Genomic DNA, 18,459 nt, shown 5'->3' on the forward strand with positions numbered 1-18,459 from the left:
TATAAAGGCAAATAAAAAATAAATATTCCTTTACAGGAATATTCCTTATGTGGTATATTCAATTCAAGAACACGGCATAACCAAATAAACGCATCGAGGTGATGTTGGTGGCTGGGATAGACAGTAGACATAAGCCGTATTCCTTGAAGCTTCGGGTCTATAGCCGTCACCGCCGGAAATGAAGCAAGCGATATTTAGTGCATTGGCAGAACCGAGCCGCTTCGCGATTGTAGAGCTGCTGCTGGGAGGGCCTATGACGGTGGGCGATATTGCCGAACGTCTGCAGATTCGCCAGCCTCAGGCTTCGAAGCACTTGAAGGTGCTGCTGGAAGCCGGATTGGTGGAGGTCAAGGCGGAGGCGAACCGGCGAAACTACATGCTCCGCTCGGAGCCCTTTCAGGAGCTGGATGCATGGCTGAATGATTACCGCAGAATATGGAATGAACGTTTTGACAACCTGGACGCATATTTGAAGAAATTGCAATCGGGTGAGAAGAAGGACCCGTAAGCTAACCTAAACTTGAGGAGGAAATGATCATGACAAGCAAAATGATTACCCGGGTGGAAGGACCTGTAATTGTGTTGGAGCGCGTATTCGATGCGCCGCCGGAGCTCGTATTCGAGGTGTTCTCGGACGGGGAGCATCTGAAGCAGTGGTGGGGTCCGCGCGGATGGGAGACAACCGTGTCGAAAATGGATTTTCGCCCCGGCGGTTCATGGCATTATTGCATGAAGTGCATGGATAAGAACCAGGGGGACTTCTACGGCATGGAATCATGGGGGAAATCGGTCTACCATGAGATTGATGAGCCATCTAAAATCGTTTACACCGATTATTTCTCCGATGCCGAGGGCAATACTTCCGAGGAACTTCCAGCATCGACTACAACAATGTCGTTCGAGGAGTTCGATGGAAAGACGAAGCTGGTCTCCCGGACCGTATATGAATCCGCAGATGAGCTTAAGAAGGTGCTTGAAATGGGCATGGAGGAAGGCATTACGCAAACTTGGGACCGCCTCGAGGAATACTTGCTTGCCAAGAAATAAACCGCACAGGAGACCGGACTTCGAATGTGAAGCGCCGGTCTTTTCTTTATTTGAATCGGTCGATATGAGCAGGATACCGCCCTGATGTATTTTGGCTTGAAAAAAGATGCGTAAACGTTCAATATAAAGATATATTAACTAAAGAAAATATAGCATCTGTGAAACATACACAGTAACGATACTAGGAGGAACTGCTCATGGAAATCGGAGTTAGCTCGTTTGTTGAAACCGTGCCGGACGTTCACACCGGAGAACTGATCAGCCACGCGCAAAGGCTGCGCGAGGTCGTGGAGGAAATTGTGCTGGCCGACCGAGTCGGCCTGGATGTATACGGGGTAGGCGAGCATCATCGCCAAGATTATGCGGCCTCGTCCCCCGCGGTCGTGCTTGCGGCGGCAGCGTCCCGGACCAAGTGGATTCGCCTGACAAGCGCGGTGACGGTATTGTCATCGGCGGACCCGGTACGGGTATTCCAGGACTTCGCCACGCTGGACGCGATCTCGAACGGGCGCGCGGAAATCATGGCCGGACGGGGCTCGTTCATCGAATCCTTTCCTTTGTTCGGCTATGATCTTCACGATTACGATGAGCTGTTTGAAGAGAAACTGGAGCTGCTGTTAAAAATTCGGGAGTCGGAGCGGGTGACCTGGGAGGGCCGGCACCGTCCGGCCATTCATAATCTGGGCGTATATCCGCGTCCCGTGCAGAACCCCCTGCCCGTATGGATCGGCAGCGGCGGCAACTCCGAATCCGTCGTCCGCGCCGGCCTGCTCGGCCTGCCGCTCGTACTGGCGATCATTGGCGGGAGCCCGCTGCAGTTCGCTCCGCTCGTGAAGCTGTATAAAGAAGCGGCCGCCCACGCAGGACATGATGTATCGAGGCTTCCGGTCGCCTCACATTCCCATGGATTTATTGCGGAGGATACGGAGCTTGCCGCGGACAAATTCTTCCCCTCCACCCAGGCGGCCATGAACGTGCTCGGCCGGGAGCGGGGCTGGGGTTACTATGATCGCGCCCGCTTCGATGCCGCACGCAGCTTCGAGGGAGCCCTCTATGTAGGCGATCCGGAGACGGTCGCCCAGAAGATCATCCATCTTCGCAAGCATGTGGGCATTACCCGGTTCATGCTGCACGTGCCGGTCGGCTCGATGCCGCATGAAGAGGTCATGAGGGCGATCGAGCTGCTTGGCACCGAGGTTGCGCCTCGGGTGCGCTCCGAGATCGACCGGTGGGAAGCGGCCGGCGAGCCGGCGGAGTAAGCAGGCAGGCATGCACAAGCACGGCTGATGATCATTTGAAGCTGCGGATTGGATTGGAGGGTCTCGGAAATCAGAGGCATGGGGTCATCTTTGCATTGCTCCCGGATATCCGGTACCCTTCGGTCTTTCCAATCCGATTAAAATTCCATTTGACAAATCAGACAATGTAAAATATGATAAATCCATCGAATGACAGTCAGCACTGACATCCATGCAGGAAGGGGAGCTTTCATGAGTAGAGATCAGCATACAAGCAGTGACGACAAGCTGCTTCAGGCTGCGATCGATCTGATATCCCGGAAGGGCTATAACGGCGTCACGACGCAGGAGATTGCCTCGGCGGCCGGGCTCAGCGAGAAGACTCTATTCCGAAAGTTCGGCAGCAAGCGCAATCTCCTGGAGACGGCGTTCGAACGCTATCATTATGGTCGAGAAATGACAAAGCTGTTCGAAGAAAAGCTCACGGGAGAGCTTACCGCGGACCTGATTTTGATCAGCCGGACGTACCATGACTTGATGATCCGGAACCGGAAGCTGATCACGATCAGCATCAAGGAGAGCGATCATCTCCCGGGACTTCGAGAGATGACCAGCAAGCATCCTAAGCAGTTTCTGGACGTGATGACGAAATATTTTACGATCATGACGGAGAAGGGGAAGCTGGTTGCCGGAGATCCCGAGCTGCGGGCGATCTCGTTTATGATGATGAACTTTGGCGCGTTCATGAACGAGCTGGATTCCAAGGAGATATTTCCTTCCGTAACGCTGGATGACTTTATTGAGGAGAGTGTGCGGATTTTTGCTAGGGCGTTAACCCCCTAGTTTTTTTTCAAAGCAAATGTCAGTAAGTACTGACGGACAATCGACCATGCTTGCCTAATATTTTCTACTCCCAAGGAGGGTGAAGCTTAATGGAGACTCGGAAGCTGATGCGCGTCCTCATGTTCACGCTGTGCCTGTCCGCTATGAGCGGATTGATGTTTAACTTTGTCCTGCCGGACATGCGAGAGGAATTCAGCTTGAGCACCGCTCAGGTGAGCTGGGTAACTTCCTCGTATTCCCTGCTGTACGGGATTGGCACGGTTCTGTACGGGAAGCTGACGGAACGCTACCAGCTTAAAAATTTGCTGTCATTCGGGCTGCTGCTGTTCGCGGCCGGCTCCCTGGTCGGCCTCGTCTCCCAGGCATTCTGGATGGTCCTGGCTGCAAGATGCCTGCAGGCGGTCGGTGCTGCCGCCATTCCGGCAGCGGCTACACTTATACCGATTCGCTACTTCGCGCCGGAGCGAAGAGGAGCGGCCATGGCGACAGCCTTTGTTGGATTGTCCATCGGCAGCGCACTCGGGCCGGTCGTGTCCTCGCTCGTGGCCGGCTTTGCTCATTGGCGCTGGCTGTTCAGCATCCCTCTGTTGATTCTCGTCACGCTTACTTTTTACCGGAAATATCTGAAGGACGAAGACCCTCAGGTGTCAGGATCATTCGATCTGCTGGGAGGCGGCCTGCTGGCCGTCGCGATCACTTGTCTGCTGCTGGGAATCACGAACGGAATCTGGTGGCTTCCGCTAGCCGGGCTGCTGGTGGCCTTGCTGTTCATTATCCGGATCCACCGTACGTCCGCCCCGTTCGTGAGCCCGGTTTTGTTCCGCAATCAAGAGTATTCGGTTAGGCTTGTCATCATGTTTCTGTTTAGCGGCACGGCCTTTGCGCTGCATTTTCTAAGCCCGCTGCTGCTGGCAGATGTCCATGCGCTGCCTCCGGGATGGATCGGATTTGTCATGGTGCCGGCCGCCGCGGCCTCCGCTCTGCTCGGGAAGACAGGGGGGAAGCTGGCCGATGCCAAAGGGAACACGTATCTGTTTCTGATCGCCATGATCATGTTAATCGCTTGCTTTGTACTCTTATCCACGTTCTCCGCCATTTCAGCCGTCGCGGTTGCGCTCCTCCTGATTATTGGCAATGTCGGGCAGACGTTCGGGATGATTGCACTATCCAATTCCGTCTCCCTCAGCTTAGCGAAGGAGCAGGCCGGCATCGGAATGGGGCTGATGCAGATGCTGAATTTTATTGCGGCCGGGATCGCTTCCGGTGTGTACGGCACGATGCTGGATATCCGTTCCGGGGGATCGTGGAACCCCTTGTACGCCTATGCCGAGGGGCAGATTTACAGCAATATTTATCTGGTGCTTGCCGGGCTGTTGATCGCCATGCTGATGTTCTATTCCCTAAGGTTCGGGAGGAAGGAACCGGGCCATATAAAAGCGGCGGGAAGCTGATATCGCATGCTTTCGAGTCCATTCATTACAATTACGAAATATAGGAGGAGATTCTAATGACAACCACTTTATTCATTAAAGCCAACAACCGCCAAGGGGCCGTCACAAGCAGATTATACGACGCATTTTTCAACAGCTACCGCGAGGCACATCCGAATGATACGGTGGTCGAGGTCGACCTGTTTCGGGAACGCATTCCCCTCCTGGACGACATTATGATTAGCGGGAATTTCAAGTCAGCCATGGGCATGGAGCTTACGGATGAGGAGCAGGCCGTTCGGGACATCGTCAACAGGCACTTGGAGCAATTTCTTGCCGCCGATAAACTGGTGTTTGCCTTCCCGCTCTGGAACCTGACGGTTCCTGCAGTGCTGCATGCCTACCTGGACTGCATGCACCATCCGCGCAAAACTTTCATGTATACGGAGCAGGGATTGGTCGGTCTGTTGGGTGACAAAAAAGCAGCACTGCTGAATGCCAGAGGCGGGATCTACAAGGAAGGCGATCCATCCGAGATGGCCGTCAGCTTCGTAAAAAATCATCTCAACGTGTTCGGAATCACCGACATCACGACGGTTATCATTGAGGGGCATAATCAATTCCGGGATCGCAGCGAGGAAATCATCGAGGAAGGCCTTCGGCGGGCAGCCGAGACAGCAAAGCTTTTCTAAAATCACGATGAGAAGCTGGTTATTTTGACATATTGCGCTTCCTGTTATTTGCTCTGCGACAAAAAAAGACAAAATACAACAAAAAAATGTCGGGAATTTGAGCCAAGCAGCCTATGTTCAATAAAAAACAATGTAAGTTATAGTTTGATTAGGTCATTTATTCAGAACTATTTGTAGTACTATTCGACAATTGAATCGTTCGTACGATAATCGCAAACCCACTGAAAAGTGGCGACGCAAAGCTATAGGGGCTAATGCGGATCTGCATAGAACCGCGATGCCAGCCAGCTGCCGAATACGACGGAAGCCTCCGTCACTTCTTGCTAGTTACTACCTAGGTCTTCAAGCTGACGGAGGCTATTTGCTGTTCACAAATTTTTCAAAGGGAGGTTCCTGCGCCAGCTGCCTGTTCCTCGAAGAGAAAATCATGGATGCCTGAAGGGAGGTGAATGATGCGGAGAATGATGTCCCGCAGCATGTCATTACTAGGCAGGGCTATAAACGGATAACTCGGTAATTTCATGCGGAAGCGTGTTTGACAGCCAACCAATCGAATCGTTTCGTACGATAATAGCAAACCCACTGAAAAGTGGCGACGCAAAGCTATAGGGGCTAATGCGGATCTGCCTAAGATTCGTGATGCCAGCCAGTTGCCGAATACGACGGAAACCCCCGTCCTATTTTGCTATGGTAATTTTCATGGATGGAGGTTTTTTATTTTTCGCTAAAAGACTACGATTTTGCAGCGGCGATGAATAGGAGATCGATTTCATTATTAATCACTTATTCTTAACAAGGAAGAAGGGAAAATAATGGGCCAAAGAACATTGCTGAAAGTAAACGATCATTTCCTCAGCATGACTGAAATAAAAAAGAGGCTGATCGAGCGAAAAGAAATCCTGTATCTGTTGCAAGAGGAAACCGGGAATATGAACGATTTGCTGCCTATACCTTATTTATTTGTCATTGCGGACCCAGAGGGAACCATTATCGACTATTGCGGGACGGAGCTGTTAAAAGGCTACTTTGAAAGAAACCATATGAAAATTGGTACATCTTCTGCTATGAACAAGGCGGGAATCAATGCCATTGGTTTATCCATGGAAAAACACTCGGCTTCAGTCGTAATCGGCGCCGAGCACAGCAATCGATTGTTTGCGGAGCTGTCCTGCGTTTGCACGCCCATCCGAATCAAAAATGTTATCATCGGCTACCTCAGCCTCTGTTTTCATTATTTTCACGAGGTTACATTTGCCCTGCCCCTCATTGAGCATTTGGCCAAAAATATTGAAGAAAAGCTGCCCCAGAAGGATCCCATGCTGCAAAAGGAGCTGACCTATTCCCTCTTTGAGCAATATAAATTAACGAATCGCGAGAAGGAAATCGCCTACGGGTGGCTGGAAAATAAAAACGTGCCTGAAATCGCGGATACCTATGGAATTAGTCAAAGCACGGTCCGCACGTTTATTAAAAAAATTTACGCCAAAACGAGAGTCAATCATAAAGGAGCGTTTCTGAGGAAGTTTACCTAAAGAATGGAATACATACGCATCCATTACCCAATTTTGGGTATTTTTTTTATTTACGTCGAATCTTATAATTTAAAGTAAGTTGTTGTTGAAGGATTAATTAATTTTTACAATTTCATACATCGTACGATAATAGCAAACCCGTTGAAAGATGGCGACGCAAAGCTACAGGGGCTAAGGTGGGTGTTTTTAATGCAACCACTATGCCAGCCAGTTACCGAATACGACGGAGCCTCCGTCTATTTAAACATGGCGGGGGTTTTTTGTATTCTAGGTGATCTTGCTATAGGAGGTGAGGAACACACTCCCGTCTCGAAATAACGGCACCAAAGCAGAATCGTGTGACAAGGAGGGGATGATATGTATTCAAGCTGTATTAAATCTATTGAATGCATAAGCGCTTTTGGAACTTCGGAGAGAACTGGGCGAAGAAGCGTTCTTGATATATGATCCAAACAGTATCCTGGAATTAATAGAAGCTAAACTAAAACTTTGAGGAGGAAATGATTTATGAGCGATATTAAAATGGAGGATTCCAATACCTTCGAAGCTGTAGCAATTAAAAACGAAGCTGTGCCTTACAGTCAATATGCCCCGGATATGCATGTATCGGTTGGTTGTATCCCCTGTACAAGAGCGCACTTGTCAGCGGTCTCCGTATCGCTAAAGGAGGGGGATGCAGAGACTGCCCGTGAGGAGATCTCCGCACTGATGGAATACGATTTGACACCGGAGAAGCTAGCGGCGACACCAGAGAGAGACCGTGAAGTATTAGCCAAGTACGCAAAAGCCATTTCCTCCTTGCAGAAAAAACTAGCTGAACCCGTACCGGAATTGACGGCAATTGCTGCATCGCTTAAAGAAGCCATCCGTTTTGCCAGAGTAGACGGTATAGAACATCCCGAAGTACAGATGCGGCTTGAACGTTCTGAGGAATTGGTGAATGGCTTAGAACGAATTCGGTTCGCACCGGAAAAACTACAGTCTCTGGATCCGAATATGCGCGATGAAGTAAAGAGGTTGTTGCCCGAGCTTCGCGAGGCACGCCATCAACTGTTGAACGGCATCACCACAGCGGATGATCTGGAATTGGTAGGCGCTCGTTTTGCTGTAATTTCACGGAAAATCAACGTCAATCCTGATCCGGAGACATTACAACTAGCGCAGAAGGAAGCCGCAGAATTGAATTCAAGCTTTCGTCGGGATGTACTTCAAGCTTGGGGAGGTAAATCATATGAGTCAACTAGACAATGAAATCATATATGGTTTGTCTATGGAGTGCAGCATTGCAGACCATCGCCCTTGCGAGCTTGCCACCGTTATCGGCATGGCGGTGGACATCAGTCAACAGGAAGATATAGCTCTTCCACCGCAGCTCCAACTTATCATGGATACTCAGACTTTGACTGAAAGTGGCGTACGTTTGGCTCTCCATGAATGGATGAATACTATTCCTGAGTCCCAAAAAGAAGTTGCCGCAGGTTTACTCAGCATCCTTGAAAATGGATAACGATATAAAAACAAACATAAAAAATACCGATTTTCGGTATTTTTTATCGCAGACGCCTCTAACATAGATCGCGTCATTAATAGATCTACTAAGTTTCCAAAATAACCATTCTTTTTATGAGATCTTGTTTCGGAATGATCTTGTCGGCTTATCATTGCTAGCAAATAAATGTTGATATAGCACTAAAGCCTTATATTCCAAAATACGACAAATAGTGATAAACTACCACGAAATTGAGTCAATATAACCTAACTTATCAATTATATGTGTTGTAAGATTAAGGAAATGTTAAAACTTACATTTACATAAAATGCTCGTACGATAATGGCAAACCCATTGAAAAGTGGGGACGCAAAGCTACAGGGGCTAATGGATTTGCTGAAAGAAGCAAGTACTATTGCCAGCCAGCTACCGAATACGACGGAAGACCCGTCTGTTAGCGTTTGCTATTGGACGGGTTTTTCATTTTTAGTTATTTCAAATTTTAATTAACGTTAGTCGAGGCAACAAGCCTTGTCTATAGATAAGATGAACCTTCGAGGAGGGAGCGTCCTTTGGGAAAATAAGAAATACATAGTAGGAGGCGATGAGTAAGTGATGGCGTTACGGCCATTCGCTCGTATTGATCAAATGGATTGAGATCAATCCATAAGTCGAAGTATGGATTCGATTTGACTAGCAATGTATTAAATTTAAGGCTCATTACAGTCCAATGACGGCCAAGACTAACAACGATTGGAGGGAGATGTTTGAGCAGTATTCATTCTGGTACGAGCACAAAATTGATCAAGCGTTTGTTTATCCAGTTTTGTGTATTTTTAGTTGCTTTAGGCGGGATATTTCCTTTACAGCCATCTCAGGCTCAGGCCGCATCCTTTTCGATTAATGACACTGATACTTATATTATATCCGGGAATGCTATCTACCAGATCGACGGAAATAATCCGGGCGAGCTAGACCCAAAGGCAAGCCTAGCACTTAACAACGCACTCCTCATTAATAATGGATTAGCGATGTCCATGACGGAAAATGCCTTCTACGCATTTAGCGGAAGTGGCGGCATCAATCGGCTGTATAAGATTTCAGAAACGGGTGCTACTACACAGGTAGCCACGTTGACCGGAACAGCAGCAAACGCCGTAATTAGCCCGGATAATAAATACTATTATATTTACACCGAAAATGGGGAGAATTATCTCGCATACTACGATATAACAACAAATCAGCAAGATCGTAAGGTTATTATCGGCTTGACAAGTAGCAACGGTGGCGACATTCTTTATGACAAAAACGGGTTTATTTGGCTTTTGGATCTTGTTGACCAGGTAAAGGTCTATCAAATCGATCCGGCAACGGCAGAAGTAATACGTTCTGTTCCTATGGTAAGTGCAGACGGCCAATCCATCGATCCTGGACCGCGGGCTCTTAGCTTCCTGCCGAACGGGAAAATGTATGTGGGCGCTGGAAACACCAACACGCTCGTATACGAACTTGATCCAGAAACACTTAGCTATCGATTCCTGAGCTCTACAAATATTGAGATTACTTACGATGCCGCTTCGCGTGTCATTCCTAATTTCGATCCAAATCCTCCTCAACTTGAATCGCAGAAATCGGCGAAGATTCAAGAAAAAGCGGATGGAAACACCGTTGCGGACCAGCCTGAAGTGGGAGATACGCTGCTATACACGATTCAGAGTCGAAATACGATCTCTGAAAGTCTGATTCGAAACATGGTTATCTCGGATACGATTCCGGAAGGCTTGGAATATGTTCCGGGTACACTGACAGTGGAGGGGCAACCGGTCAGTGATGATCGAGATAATGATCAAGGCGAGTTTGTCGATTCTACAGTAACCGGAACGATTGGCGATGTAACCGACACTGAGTGGCATCGTATCACTTTTCAAGTGAAGGTCACTTCGGGTCAAGCCGGTAAGAGCATCGAAAATGTAGCAACTGTTACGGGCGACAATCTAGATATGCCTGATGAGCCGAAGAATGCGATTGACGTGTATCCACTTAATCCTCCAAATGCTTGTTCATCACCAGTGGCTTTGATTAATGGTGAATTTGAAAAGCCGGAGGGACCTGGTACTTTTGATAACTCGGTAGCCGGAGGCGGTTACTACTATGCAGACACGGTTCCAGGGTGGAATACGACGGATACTAACCGTACACCAAGAGGGATCATTCAAATCATGGACCCTGCCCGACCAAGCACGATACCTTCAAACACTCCGAATCAGGACAATCTTACGAGTAGATTTGCAGAATTAAATGCGGATACAAATAGTATGCTGTATCAAGATTTACCAACTGTACCAGGGCAGACAATCTATTGGCGCTTAGATCACAGAGGATATAGTGGCGTGGACACGATGAGTGTTAATATTGGACCGGTTACGAACGATCCATTCAATACCACGCCAGAAATAAAGAGAATTTCAACTGGGACTGCATGGGAAACTTATTCCGGGAGTTATACGGTTCCTGCAGGTCAAACAGTAACACGTTTTGGATTTAAAGCAATTAGTACATCTACTGGAGCCTTGGCTTTCGGTAATTACCTGGACAACATCTTCCTGGGAACTGAACCATGTGTTATCGCAGAGAAATCCGTTTCTCCTGCTGGAGAAGTTTTTGAAGGCGATGAACTTACTTACGAAGTCACAGTTAAAAATGAAGGCGGAGACGTTGCCGCAAATACCGTCTTTGAAGACGTCATTCCTGCGGGCACGGAATATGTTCCAGGCTCCATGAGAATGGTGAGCGGGACCAATACCATTGATCTAACCGATGCAGATGATACAGATGCAGGACACTTTGACGGCAGCAAGGTGATCATTAGGCTCGGAAATTTGCAGAATACCAATGACTTGCCTGACGGCATCACAGTTCAATTCAGAGTGAAAGCATTATCCAGCCATGTCGGCCAGACGGTCACCAATCAAGCGACTGTTGATTATAAGAACTTACTGGCAGGCAAAGAGGAAACGATCGATTCTAATGAAGTGTCGAGTGGTATTCTCGAAAGAGAAGTCATTGATGCTTGCGCTAGGCCAGTTGCAATGATCAATGGCAGTTTTGAGCAAGGCGCTGTCCGGGGAACTGCTGTTAATACGTCCGGACTCTACTATTATGAATCCGAAGTACCTGGATGGAAGACCACGGATGATGCTAACGGTTATCCAGTCATTGAACTATGGGACTGGGAGCGAAATAATCCTGCGGTTGTAAAGAACTGGCCAGCTCCCCCGGACGGCGGGAAATGGGCGGAACTAAATGCTTATGAAAACGGGATGCTTTACCAGGATGTGAAGACAACCCCTGGACAGACCATCTATTGGCGCCTATCCCATATGGGACGGCAAGGGGTTGACACGATGCAGCTTCGTATTGGAGCAGCAACGGCTAACCCGTACGACACCAAAGTTCAAGAACAAATGACGGACGGTAACAAAGCATGGGGAACCTATACAGGCACGTATACGGTCCCAGCAGGACAAACGGTCACTCGCTTCGGCTTTGAGGCGGTGAGTACAGCAAGTGGAAACATTGGAGCTGGAAACTTCATCGATGATATTTTCCTTGGTACGTCGCCTTGTGTGACAGCTAACAAGACCGCATCTCCACAAGAAGTGAGTGCCGGCGATGAAGTAACCTACGAGATTCAGATCAAGAATGAAGGCGGAGACATCGCCGCCGATGCAAGCGTGATGGATCTGATTCCGCAAGGAACGGAATATGTCCCTGGCTCCATGAAATTGATCCTGGGCTCGACCACCAAAGACCTGACGGATGCCGACGACACCGACGAAGGTCGCTTTGACGGCAGCCAGGTCAGCATTCAGTTAGGCGACTTGGCCAATACGAGCCAATTGGCTGACGGCGTTACCGTGCAATTTAAAGTCAAGGTTCTAGCAAGCGCCGCCAATCAGCAAATTAAGAACAAAGCACAAATCAGCTATAACAACTTACTAACAGGCGACACGGAAGAGAAGGAATCGAACGAAACCACCACGACGGTCCGTTTCAATCCTCCTGTTCTGGAGTCCAGCAAAAATGCCGTCCTTCAAACGAAGGCTGCCGGAAACACGGACCCTGGTAACCCTGAACCAGGCGATACGTTGCGGTACACGATTCAGGCACGGAATACGATCGAAAAGAGCTTTGTCAGCAGCTTGGTTATCTCGGACGATCTGCCGGCAGGACTGCAATATGTACCGGGCAGCCTGAAGGTAGACGGCGCTGCCGTCACGGATGACGCAAGCGATCAAGACAGAGGTATGTATACCGATGGGCAAGTTATCGGCCTGTTCGGGGATATTACGGACACCGAGTGGCATACGCTGGAGTTCGAAGCGATTATTGAGCCTGGACAAGCTGGCAAAAATATTCGAAATACCGCTGTAGCCGGTGGCGAGAATGTGAGCACACCGAGCGAGTCCGAGGAAGAAGTTCAGGTTTATCCGCGTCATCCGGTTGTGGAATCGGAGAAAATTGCAGAAAACCTGAATGCGGGCAAAACTCATTTCGAAGTCGGGGATACGGTTGTCTACACCATTCGGGCAAGAACGGTGACACAGGATGCGTATATCTCGAATTTGAAAATTACGGATACACTCCCGGCAGGACTGGAATACGTGCCGGGCACCTTGACCGTGGATGGCCAATCCGTCACCGATGATGAAGGCGACGATGAAGGCCATGTGGTAACCCGCTCCGTGTACGGAGGATTCGGCGATATCTGGGATGAGGATTGGCATGAGCTTCAGTTCCATGCAATCATCCAATCCGGACAAGCCGGCAAGGATATTCGGAATATTGCCGCTGTCACCGGCGATAATTTCGACGAGCCTAGTGAGCCGGAAGAAGAAGTCAAGGTCTATCCGCGCGATCCAGTGATCGTATCCGAGAAGTCCGCAATGAATCTTGAAGCGGGCAAGCAAACATTCGAAGTCGGGGATACCGTTACCTATACGATCCGGACAAGAACGGTGCTGGACGATACGTATATGTCCAACCTGGTAATATCGGATACGCTGCCGGCCGGTCTGGAATATATTCCGGGCAGCTTGAAGGTCGACGGTGTTTCGGTCACCGATGACCAGGACAGCGACAAAGGCCATTATGCTTCAGGTCAGGTTGTCGGTAACGTCGGGGATGTATGGGATACGAAATGGCATACGCTGGAGTTCCAGGCGAAGATCGTAGCAAGCGCCGGAGAATCGATTCGTAACACCGGTGAAATTACCGGGGACAACATCGATCAGCCGAGCCGCCCAACGGATGAGATTGTGGTTGAGGAAGGCGACACGCCGCCGGTAGACCCACCGGTTGATCCGCCAGTCGATCCACCCGTCAATCCACCGGTAGATCCAAATCCACCGGTCACACCGCCTGTAACGCCGCCGACGCCTTCTCCTGTCATCGAGTCACGGAAGACGTCACGGGATCTAAGTGGCGGCATCGTCGGGGTCGGCGATACGCTGGAGTATACGATTTCCGCACGGAATACCGTTGCGGGCAGCTATGTATCGAATCTGGTGATTGCCGACGTCCTGCCGGAAGGGCTGACGTATGTAGCAGGCAGCCTGAAGGTGGACGGCATTTCCGTCACCGATAACGTTGATGGAGACAAAGGCCAGTACGTTAACGGCAAAGTGAGCGGTAACTTTGGACGGATTACGGATACCGAATGGCATACGATTGCGTTCAAGGCAACCGTCAAAGCGGAACAAGCCGGCAAAACGATCGAAAACATCGGTGAAGTCACAGGCGATAATGTGACAAGTCCACAAAAGCCATCGAATGTCATCGAAGTGACCGACAGCCGGAATAACGGTGGTAACAACACCAACCCTGGTGGCACGGGAGGTTCCGACGGAGATTCGAATGAAGATCCGAATGGAAACTCGAACGAGGACACAGACGGCGATTCTAACGGGAACCCGGATGAAGACTCGAATGGAGACGCTGACGGGGATTTGAATACCGGGGCACAAACACCGGACGATCGGAACGATTCAGACTTAGGCAAATCGGGTGCATCTCCACAGAATCCGGCACAATCCGGAGATCAGGCAGCAAATGAGCCTAACGGTAATAAATTGCCGAATACGGCTACGAATATGTACAGCTATTTGCTGGCTGGATGCATCATTTTCTTTACAGGACTGTTCCTGATCAGAAGAAAAAAGGTATAAAGATATGAGTTGCAAACAGTCCCTCCGGAAGATTATGGAGGGGCTGTTCTCACTTATAGCCCAGAGATTAGCAACGCGCAGTTATAGATGAAAAGCAAGATCTGAATCCTTCGCATAGATGTTTTTGTCCACTACCCAATTATGGGTATTTTCTTTATTTAAGTAAAATTTTATAATTGTAAGCAAGTCACCTGATGGTAGATAGTTAAAATTTAAACTAATTCATAATTCGTACAATCTATCGCAAACCCATCGAAAGTGTGGTGACGCTAAGCTACAAGGGCTAACGTGGATGCTAATAGGCACCCACAATGCCAGCCAGTTGCCGAATACGACGGAAACCTCTGATTCGACAAGCGACAACGATTGGATAGGGAACTGTTGATTTTAGATAACCCTGTGACCTGATGCCGCTGCAGAACTGAATCGGGTAGAGCCTCCAACATTTTAAGAGAAGCATGTGTAAAAAGTTTGTTCGTCTAGGGATGAGCGATCGACTCTCTGTTTGAGAAGGTTTGCCACGAACACGGTGGCAGCTGTCATAAATCACTTGCTACGACGGGGATGGGATGTGATGGTTTCTATAGTGAACGAACTGAAGCATGTATCTCAAGAGCTTGAATATCTTCGGAAGGAACTTGAGCGAATGGCCGGCAGTCTTGAATTCGTCCATCAAGATGTTGTCGCTCTTTCGCAGTCGCTCGATAAGCTGATTGTCCGTTACATGGAATTAAAGAACCAAGAGGAAGCGATAAAAAGAAAGTGCGCATGCGCGAAGTCCAATAAATCAAGGCATGGGTAGATAAGTCTTCCATAAAAAAATAGAACCCCGGATGTCGGCTCTCGACCTTCTGGGGTTTTTTGCTTAAAAGATATGGCGCCTCCACCTTTAAGGGAAGCCATTTCAATTCAGGTGCGTTGGTTTAATCATTTTTCTGTACGAGCGAACAGCTGCTCCAATTATCCATTGTAATGTACCCGCGCCGGACGAGCGCAAAGATCGTATTGGTTCGGCAATACCACTCCAAGTTGGGTACGGATGACGAATCCGAGCCTGCCCCCTTCGTCAAGACACCCTCATACGTCCAGTATCCGCCTTTCTTCCAGCGGACAAGTCTCCCATGCTTCTTAGCTTGTTCCAACGCTTCTTGTTGTATTTCCGATAACGTCAATTCATCCTCACCACACAAATCCTGTAATATCTGTCTAGAAGACGGATGGAATATACCAATTAAAGCATAAGGAACTGAATATTTTCTGAATAACCCGAAGTGCAAACGACCAATGGACATTGTTAGACGCACTGATTCATCAGCTAGTAAGAGGATCAGAATACCAGACATTATATCTGGACATTCGCGGAACACTACTTTATAATCAAATAGTTACCTTGAGTAACTAATTGGATGGAGGTTCCCCATGAGCACCTACCGACATTTCTTTCAGCAGTACTTCAGACTGTACCGTCCGTTCGTCAATGAACTGAATCGGCGGCTCGAGGATTTCGGGCTGTACTATGCCCAGTGGTCGATTATGTATTATCTGGACGCGAACCAGTCGATGACCTTGGTCGAATTGTCCAAAGTTTTGTACGTAGAGAAGCCCACGGTCACCAGAACGGTGAACGCGTTGATCAAACTGGGTTATGTGGAGCAGATCCCGGCTTCGGACAAGCGGGAGAAGCGAATCCGGTTATCAAGCAAGGGCATCGATGCCGTGCTGCAGATTCGTCAATTATTCGATGACTATGAGATGGAGATCATGGAAGGCGTCTCCGCCGAAGAGCAAGCCAGCGTCATCCGTGTTATGGAGACTGTCAGGGATAACATTATAAGAAAAGGTGATTAACTTGCAGCAAGAAAACTCCCGTGATCGTTTATGGAGCAAGGACTTTTTGATTGTGTTCGGCGTCAATTTCCTGCTCTTTCTTTGTTTTTATCTATTAGTTGTTATTATGCCTACCTATGCGGCCGAGGAATTCCATGCATCGACAGGAATGGCCGGCTTTGCTTCCAGCATCTTCGTGGTAGGCGCGCTGATCGGGCGCCTGATCGGAGGAAGCATTATCGAGAGAGTCGGACGAAGACCGCTGCTGTTGACCGGGCTGGTCTCGTTCAGCGTTTTAATCGGACTGTATTTCATTATTAACAGCTTAGCGGTGCTGCTCATCGTTCGTTTCCTCCACGGCCTGGCCTTCGCGCTGGCCTCCACGGCTACCGGTACGATTGCCGCTAGCTTGATTCCCAACTCAAGAAGGGGTGAAGGGACCGGCTATTACGGTGTCAGCATCATCATTGCATCGGCAATCGGCCCTTTCATTGGACTTATGATTCTCGAGCATGCCTCTATGACAGGCAATTTCGTCCTATGTGCGATCCTGGGCGTGCTCTCATTGATATCCTCGTTATGCATGCGCATTCCGAAGCTGGTGCTGACCGCCGAGCAGCAGCGGGAGATGAAGGGCTTGCGGCTCTCCAACTTCATTGAGCTCAAGGCGCTTCCGATTTCGATCATAAGCTTTGTGATGGGCTTCGGATATTCCAGCATTTTGTCGTATCTGAAGATCTTTGCGGGGGAAATCGGGCTGGTGGAAGCGGCAACCTACTTCTTCATCGTGTATGCGATCGTGGTCATTCTGTCCCGGCCGTTTACCGGACGCTGGTTTGATCACCGGGGAGCGAACATCGTGATGTATCCGGCTATCGTGTCCTTTGCAATCGGCATCCTGCTGCTTGGCTTGGCGCATCACGGAATAACTCTGCTGCTGTCCGCGGTATTCGTAGGCCTCGGATACGGCACGACACAGTCCAGCTCTCAGGCGCTCGCCATTAAACGCTCCCCGGCGCACCGGATCGGGCTTGCAACATCGACCTTTTACATCTTTGTGGACGTCGGTATCGGGTTCGGCCCGCTCCTTCTTGGCTTCCTTACGCCGCTTGCAGGCTTCCGGGGCATGTACATGACCATTGCGGTCCTGCTGGCGCTGTCGGTTATTCTGTATTACTTCCTTGTCGGGAAACAAGAAAGCCGGGAGAAGGAAGCCCGAACGGCTGCCTGACCAGATTCGTAAGAAAAGCTTAAGAGACGGCCGTAGGCCTTGGAAGGAGCGGCAGACAGCTCCAACCGCCCCCCGGCGCCCGCCATTAGACGCTCTCCGGTGCGCCGGAGCCGTCTTTAGCAGCCTGTAGATGAAGCACCGCAAGGTGCGGAGTCCGCAGGCTTTTTCAGTTGAATCCCAATTCCTGCCCGGGAACACATAAGAAAAACACGAACGGTCGTATCACCGATGCAGATTCGGTTTTCAAGTGCCTTTAATCGTCTGCCTTCAGGAAAAAACATTTATAGTCGTTTCATCCGATCTCCGTACATATGACCTGTTATACAATGAATAAGGATCGCCGATGCGTCCATTTATTTTTTCGTGGAGGAGTGAGGCATCTATGGCGCATGCAAGTAACGTGTTAATGAATCAGCTGCTGGCCGGTGCGAATGATCCGAGCTGGCATATTCCGTTCCAGCAGTCCACCCGGCACCTGACGGAGGACGAGGCGTTCTGGACGCCGGCGAACGGCAGCCACAGCATCGCTGAGATCGTTCAGCATCTGCTTTACTGGAATGAAACGTGGCAGACCCGGTACAGGGAAGGCCGTATGGATGCGGTGCCAGCGATTGAAGACAATGATCACAGCTTTCTCCTTCCGGATCATGTGACGTTTGCCGAGCTAAGGGAACGTCTGGTGGAGGTTTTATTGGGGTGGCAGCCGCTGCTGTCCGAGTCTATGGATACCCTGGAGAAGGATGTCATCGGCTTCCCGGAGCCGGCCAAGTGGTGGGAGATCATCAGCAACGCAGCTACGCACAATGCTTATCATATCGGTCAGATTGTATATGTTCGCAAGCTGCAGAAGAGCTGCAGGATGCTGGATTGGTAATGTTAGTGGAGGGTGTTCTCAGCACTGCA

At 49.4% G+C, this 18,459-nt stretch carries 15 protein-coding genes and 5 riboswitches; of the genes, 14 read left to right on the plus strand and 1 reads right to left on the minus strand.

The annotated features are described in order from the left end of the window. The first annotated feature begins 178 nt into the window (after positions 1-178). The 11 genes from BBD41_RS15265 to BBD41_RS15315 all read left to right on the plus strand — a co-directional run bounded on the left by BBD41_RS15265 (position 179) and on the right by BBD41_RS15315 (position 15,300). Entirely contained in the window at positions 179-508 is a 330-nt protein-coding gene (locus BBD41_RS15265) for an ArsR/SmtB family transcription factor (RefSeq protein WP_077568759.1), read from the plus strand. Positions 509-537: 29 nt separating this feature from the next. Beyond that, complete coding sequence (locus tag BBD41_RS15270; RefSeq protein ID WP_077568757.1) at positions 538-1,047, plus strand: SRPBCC domain-containing protein; 510 nt, start codon at positions 538-540, stop codon at positions 1,045-1,047. Between the two features lie 197 nt (positions 1,048-1,244). Beyond that, complete coding sequence (locus BBD41_RS15275; protein ID WP_099478078.1) at positions 1,245-2,306, plus strand: LLM class flavin-dependent oxidoreductase; 1,062 nt, start codon at positions 1,245-1,247, stop codon at positions 2,304-2,306. A gap of 231 nt (positions 2,307-2,537) precedes the next feature. After that, on the plus strand, positions 2,538-3,128 hold the full coding sequence (locus BBD41_RS15280) for a TetR/AcrR family transcriptional regulator (protein ID WP_077568754.1): 591 nt from the start codon (positions 2,538-2,540) through the stop codon (positions 3,126-3,128). Positions 3,129-3,217: 89 nt separating this feature from the next. Further along, positions 3,218-4,579, plus strand: a complete 1,362-nt coding sequence (locus tag BBD41_RS15285; protein ID WP_099478079.1) for an MFS transporter — start codon at positions 3,218-3,220, stop codon at positions 4,577-4,579. Positions 4,580-4,635: 56 nt separating this feature from the next. Next, complete coding sequence (locus BBD41_RS15290) at positions 4,636-5,250, plus strand: FMN-dependent NADH-azoreductase (protein ID WP_099478080.1); 615 nt, start codon at positions 4,636-4,638, stop codon at positions 5,248-5,250. Between the two features lie 201 nt (positions 5,251-5,451). Next, a riboswitch (cyclic di-GMP riboswitch) is annotated at positions 5,452-5,546 on the plus strand. Between the two features lie 266 nt (positions 5,547-5,812). Beyond that, positions 5,813-5,908, plus strand: a riboswitch (cyclic di-GMP riboswitch). A 154-nt stretch (positions 5,909-6,062) separates the two neighbouring features. Continuing rightward, positions 6,063-6,782, plus strand: a complete 720-nt coding sequence (locus BBD41_RS15295; RefSeq protein ID WP_077568748.1) for a helix-turn-helix transcriptional regulator — start codon at positions 6,063-6,065, stop codon at positions 6,780-6,782. A 121-nt stretch (positions 6,783-6,903) separates the two neighbouring features. Next, positions 6,904-7,001: riboswitch (cyclic di-GMP riboswitch) on the plus strand. Positions 7,002-7,289: 288 nt separating this feature from the next. Next, the gene (locus BBD41_RS15300) at positions 7,290-8,033 is read left to right on the plus strand and encodes a hypothetical protein (RefSeq protein ID WP_077568746.1); all 744 of its coding nucleotides are present in this window, start codon (positions 7,290-7,292) and stop codon (positions 8,031-8,033) included. Continuing rightward, the gene (locus BBD41_RS15305; protein WP_077568744.1) at positions 8,014-8,289 is read left to right on the plus strand and encodes a hypothetical protein; all 276 of its coding nucleotides are present in this window, start codon (positions 8,014-8,016) and stop codon (positions 8,287-8,289) included. Before BBD41_RS15300 ends, BBD41_RS15305 begins: the two co-directional genes overlap by 20 nt. Before the next feature lie 316 nt (positions 8,290-8,605). Continuing rightward, positions 8,606-8,705, plus strand: a riboswitch (cyclic di-GMP riboswitch). 333 nt (positions 8,706-9,038) lie between these two features. After that, positions 9,039-14,498, plus strand: coding sequence for an isopeptide-forming domain-containing fimbrial protein (locus tag BBD41_RS15310; RefSeq protein ID WP_157929307.1), 5,460 nt, complete (start codon positions 9,039-9,041; stop codon positions 14,496-14,498). A gap of 232 nt (positions 14,499-14,730) precedes the next feature. Beyond that, a riboswitch (cyclic di-GMP riboswitch) is annotated at positions 14,731-14,828 on the plus strand. Between the two features lie 244 nt (positions 14,829-15,072). Continuing rightward, entirely contained in the window at positions 15,073-15,300 is a 228-nt protein-coding gene (locus BBD41_RS15315) for an aspartyl-phosphate phosphatase Spo0E family protein (RefSeq protein ID WP_099478082.1), read from the plus strand. 121 nt (positions 15,301-15,421) lie between these two features. On the opposite strand, the gene BBD41_RS15320 is transcribed toward BBD41_RS15315, so the two are convergent. After that, the gene (locus BBD41_RS15320; RefSeq protein ID WP_077568739.1) at positions 15,422-15,670 is read right to left on the minus strand and encodes a hypothetical protein; all 249 of its coding nucleotides are present in this window, start codon (positions 15,668-15,670) and stop codon (positions 15,422-15,424) included. 247 nt (positions 15,671-15,917) lie between these two features. On the opposite strand from BBD41_RS15320, the gene BBD41_RS15325 reads away from it, so the two are divergent. From BBD41_RS15325 to BBD41_RS15335, 3 genes are all read left to right on the plus strand, one after another. Continuing rightward, positions 15,918-16,346 carry a MarR family winged helix-turn-helix transcriptional regulator gene (locus BBD41_RS15325; RefSeq protein ID WP_099478083.1) on the plus strand — a complete coding sequence of 143 codons (429 nt, stop codon included), beginning with the start codon at positions 15,918-15,920 and terminating at the stop codon, positions 16,344-16,346. Further along, positions 16,339-17,556, plus strand: coding sequence for an MFS transporter (locus BBD41_RS15330; protein WP_167392977.1), 1,218 nt, complete (start codon positions 16,339-16,341; stop codon positions 17,554-17,556). Before BBD41_RS15325 ends, BBD41_RS15330 begins: the two co-directional genes overlap by 8 nt. Positions 17,557-17,938: 382 nt before the next feature. Beyond that, the gene (locus tag BBD41_RS15335; protein WP_099478084.1) at positions 17,939-18,430 is read left to right on the plus strand and encodes a DinB family protein; all 492 of its coding nucleotides are present in this window, start codon (positions 17,939-17,941) and stop codon (positions 18,428-18,430) included. Positions 18,431-18,459 lie beyond the last annotated feature (29 nt).

Source organism: Paenibacillus ihbetae (assembly GCF_002741055.1).
Lineage (GTDB): Bacteria > Bacillota > Bacilli > Paenibacillales > Paenibacillaceae > Paenibacillus_AQ > Paenibacillus_AQ ihbetae.

What these genes read in the sequence shown, in the direction of transcription:
- BBD41_RS15280 (WP_077568754.1), top strand. Translation starts at nt 2,538, where the DNA reads ATGAGTAGAGATCAGCATACAAGCAGTGACGACAAGCTGCTTCAGGCT.
- BBD41_RS15290 (WP_099478080.1), top strand. Translation starts at nt 4,636, where the DNA reads ATGACAACCACTTTATTCATTAAAGCCAACAACCGCCAAGGGGCCGTC.
- BBD41_RS15305 (WP_077568744.1), top strand. Translation starts at nt 8,014, where the DNA reads ATGAGTCAACTAGACAATGAAATCATATATGGTTTGTCTATGGAGTGC.
- BBD41_RS15285 (WP_099478079.1), top strand. Translation starts at nt 3,218, where the DNA reads ATGGAGACTCGGAAGCTGATGCGCGTCCTCATGTTCACGCTGTGCCTG.
- BBD41_RS15335 (WP_099478084.1), top strand. Translation starts at nt 17,939, where the DNA reads ATGGCGCATGCAAGTAACGTGTTAATGAATCAGCTGCTGGCCGGTGCG.
- BBD41_RS15325 (WP_099478083.1), top strand. Translation starts at nt 15,918, where the DNA reads ATGAGCACCTACCGACATTTCTTTCAGCAGTACTTCAGACTGTACCGT.
- BBD41_RS15315 (WP_099478082.1), top strand. Translation starts at nt 15,073, where the DNA reads ATGGTTTCTATAGTGAACGAACTGAAGCATGTATCTCAAGAGCTTGAA.
- BBD41_RS15270 (WP_077568757.1), top strand. Translation starts at nt 538, where the DNA reads ATGACAAGCAAAATGATTACCCGGGTGGAAGGACCTGTAATTGTGTTG.
- BBD41_RS15295 (WP_077568748.1), top strand. Translation starts at nt 6,063, where the DNA reads ATGGGCCAAAGAACATTGCTGAAAGTAAACGATCATTTCCTCAGCATG.
- BBD41_RS15265 (WP_077568759.1), top strand. Translation starts at nt 179, where the DNA reads ATGAAGCAAGCGATATTTAGTGCATTGGCAGAACCGAGCCGCTTCGCG.
- BBD41_RS15275 (WP_099478078.1), top strand. Translation starts at nt 1,245, where the DNA reads ATGGAAATCGGAGTTAGCTCGTTTGTTGAAACCGTGCCGGACGTTCAC.
- BBD41_RS15300 (WP_077568746.1), top strand. Translation starts at nt 7,290, where the DNA reads ATGAGCGATATTAAAATGGAGGATTCCAATACCTTCGAAGCTGTAGCA.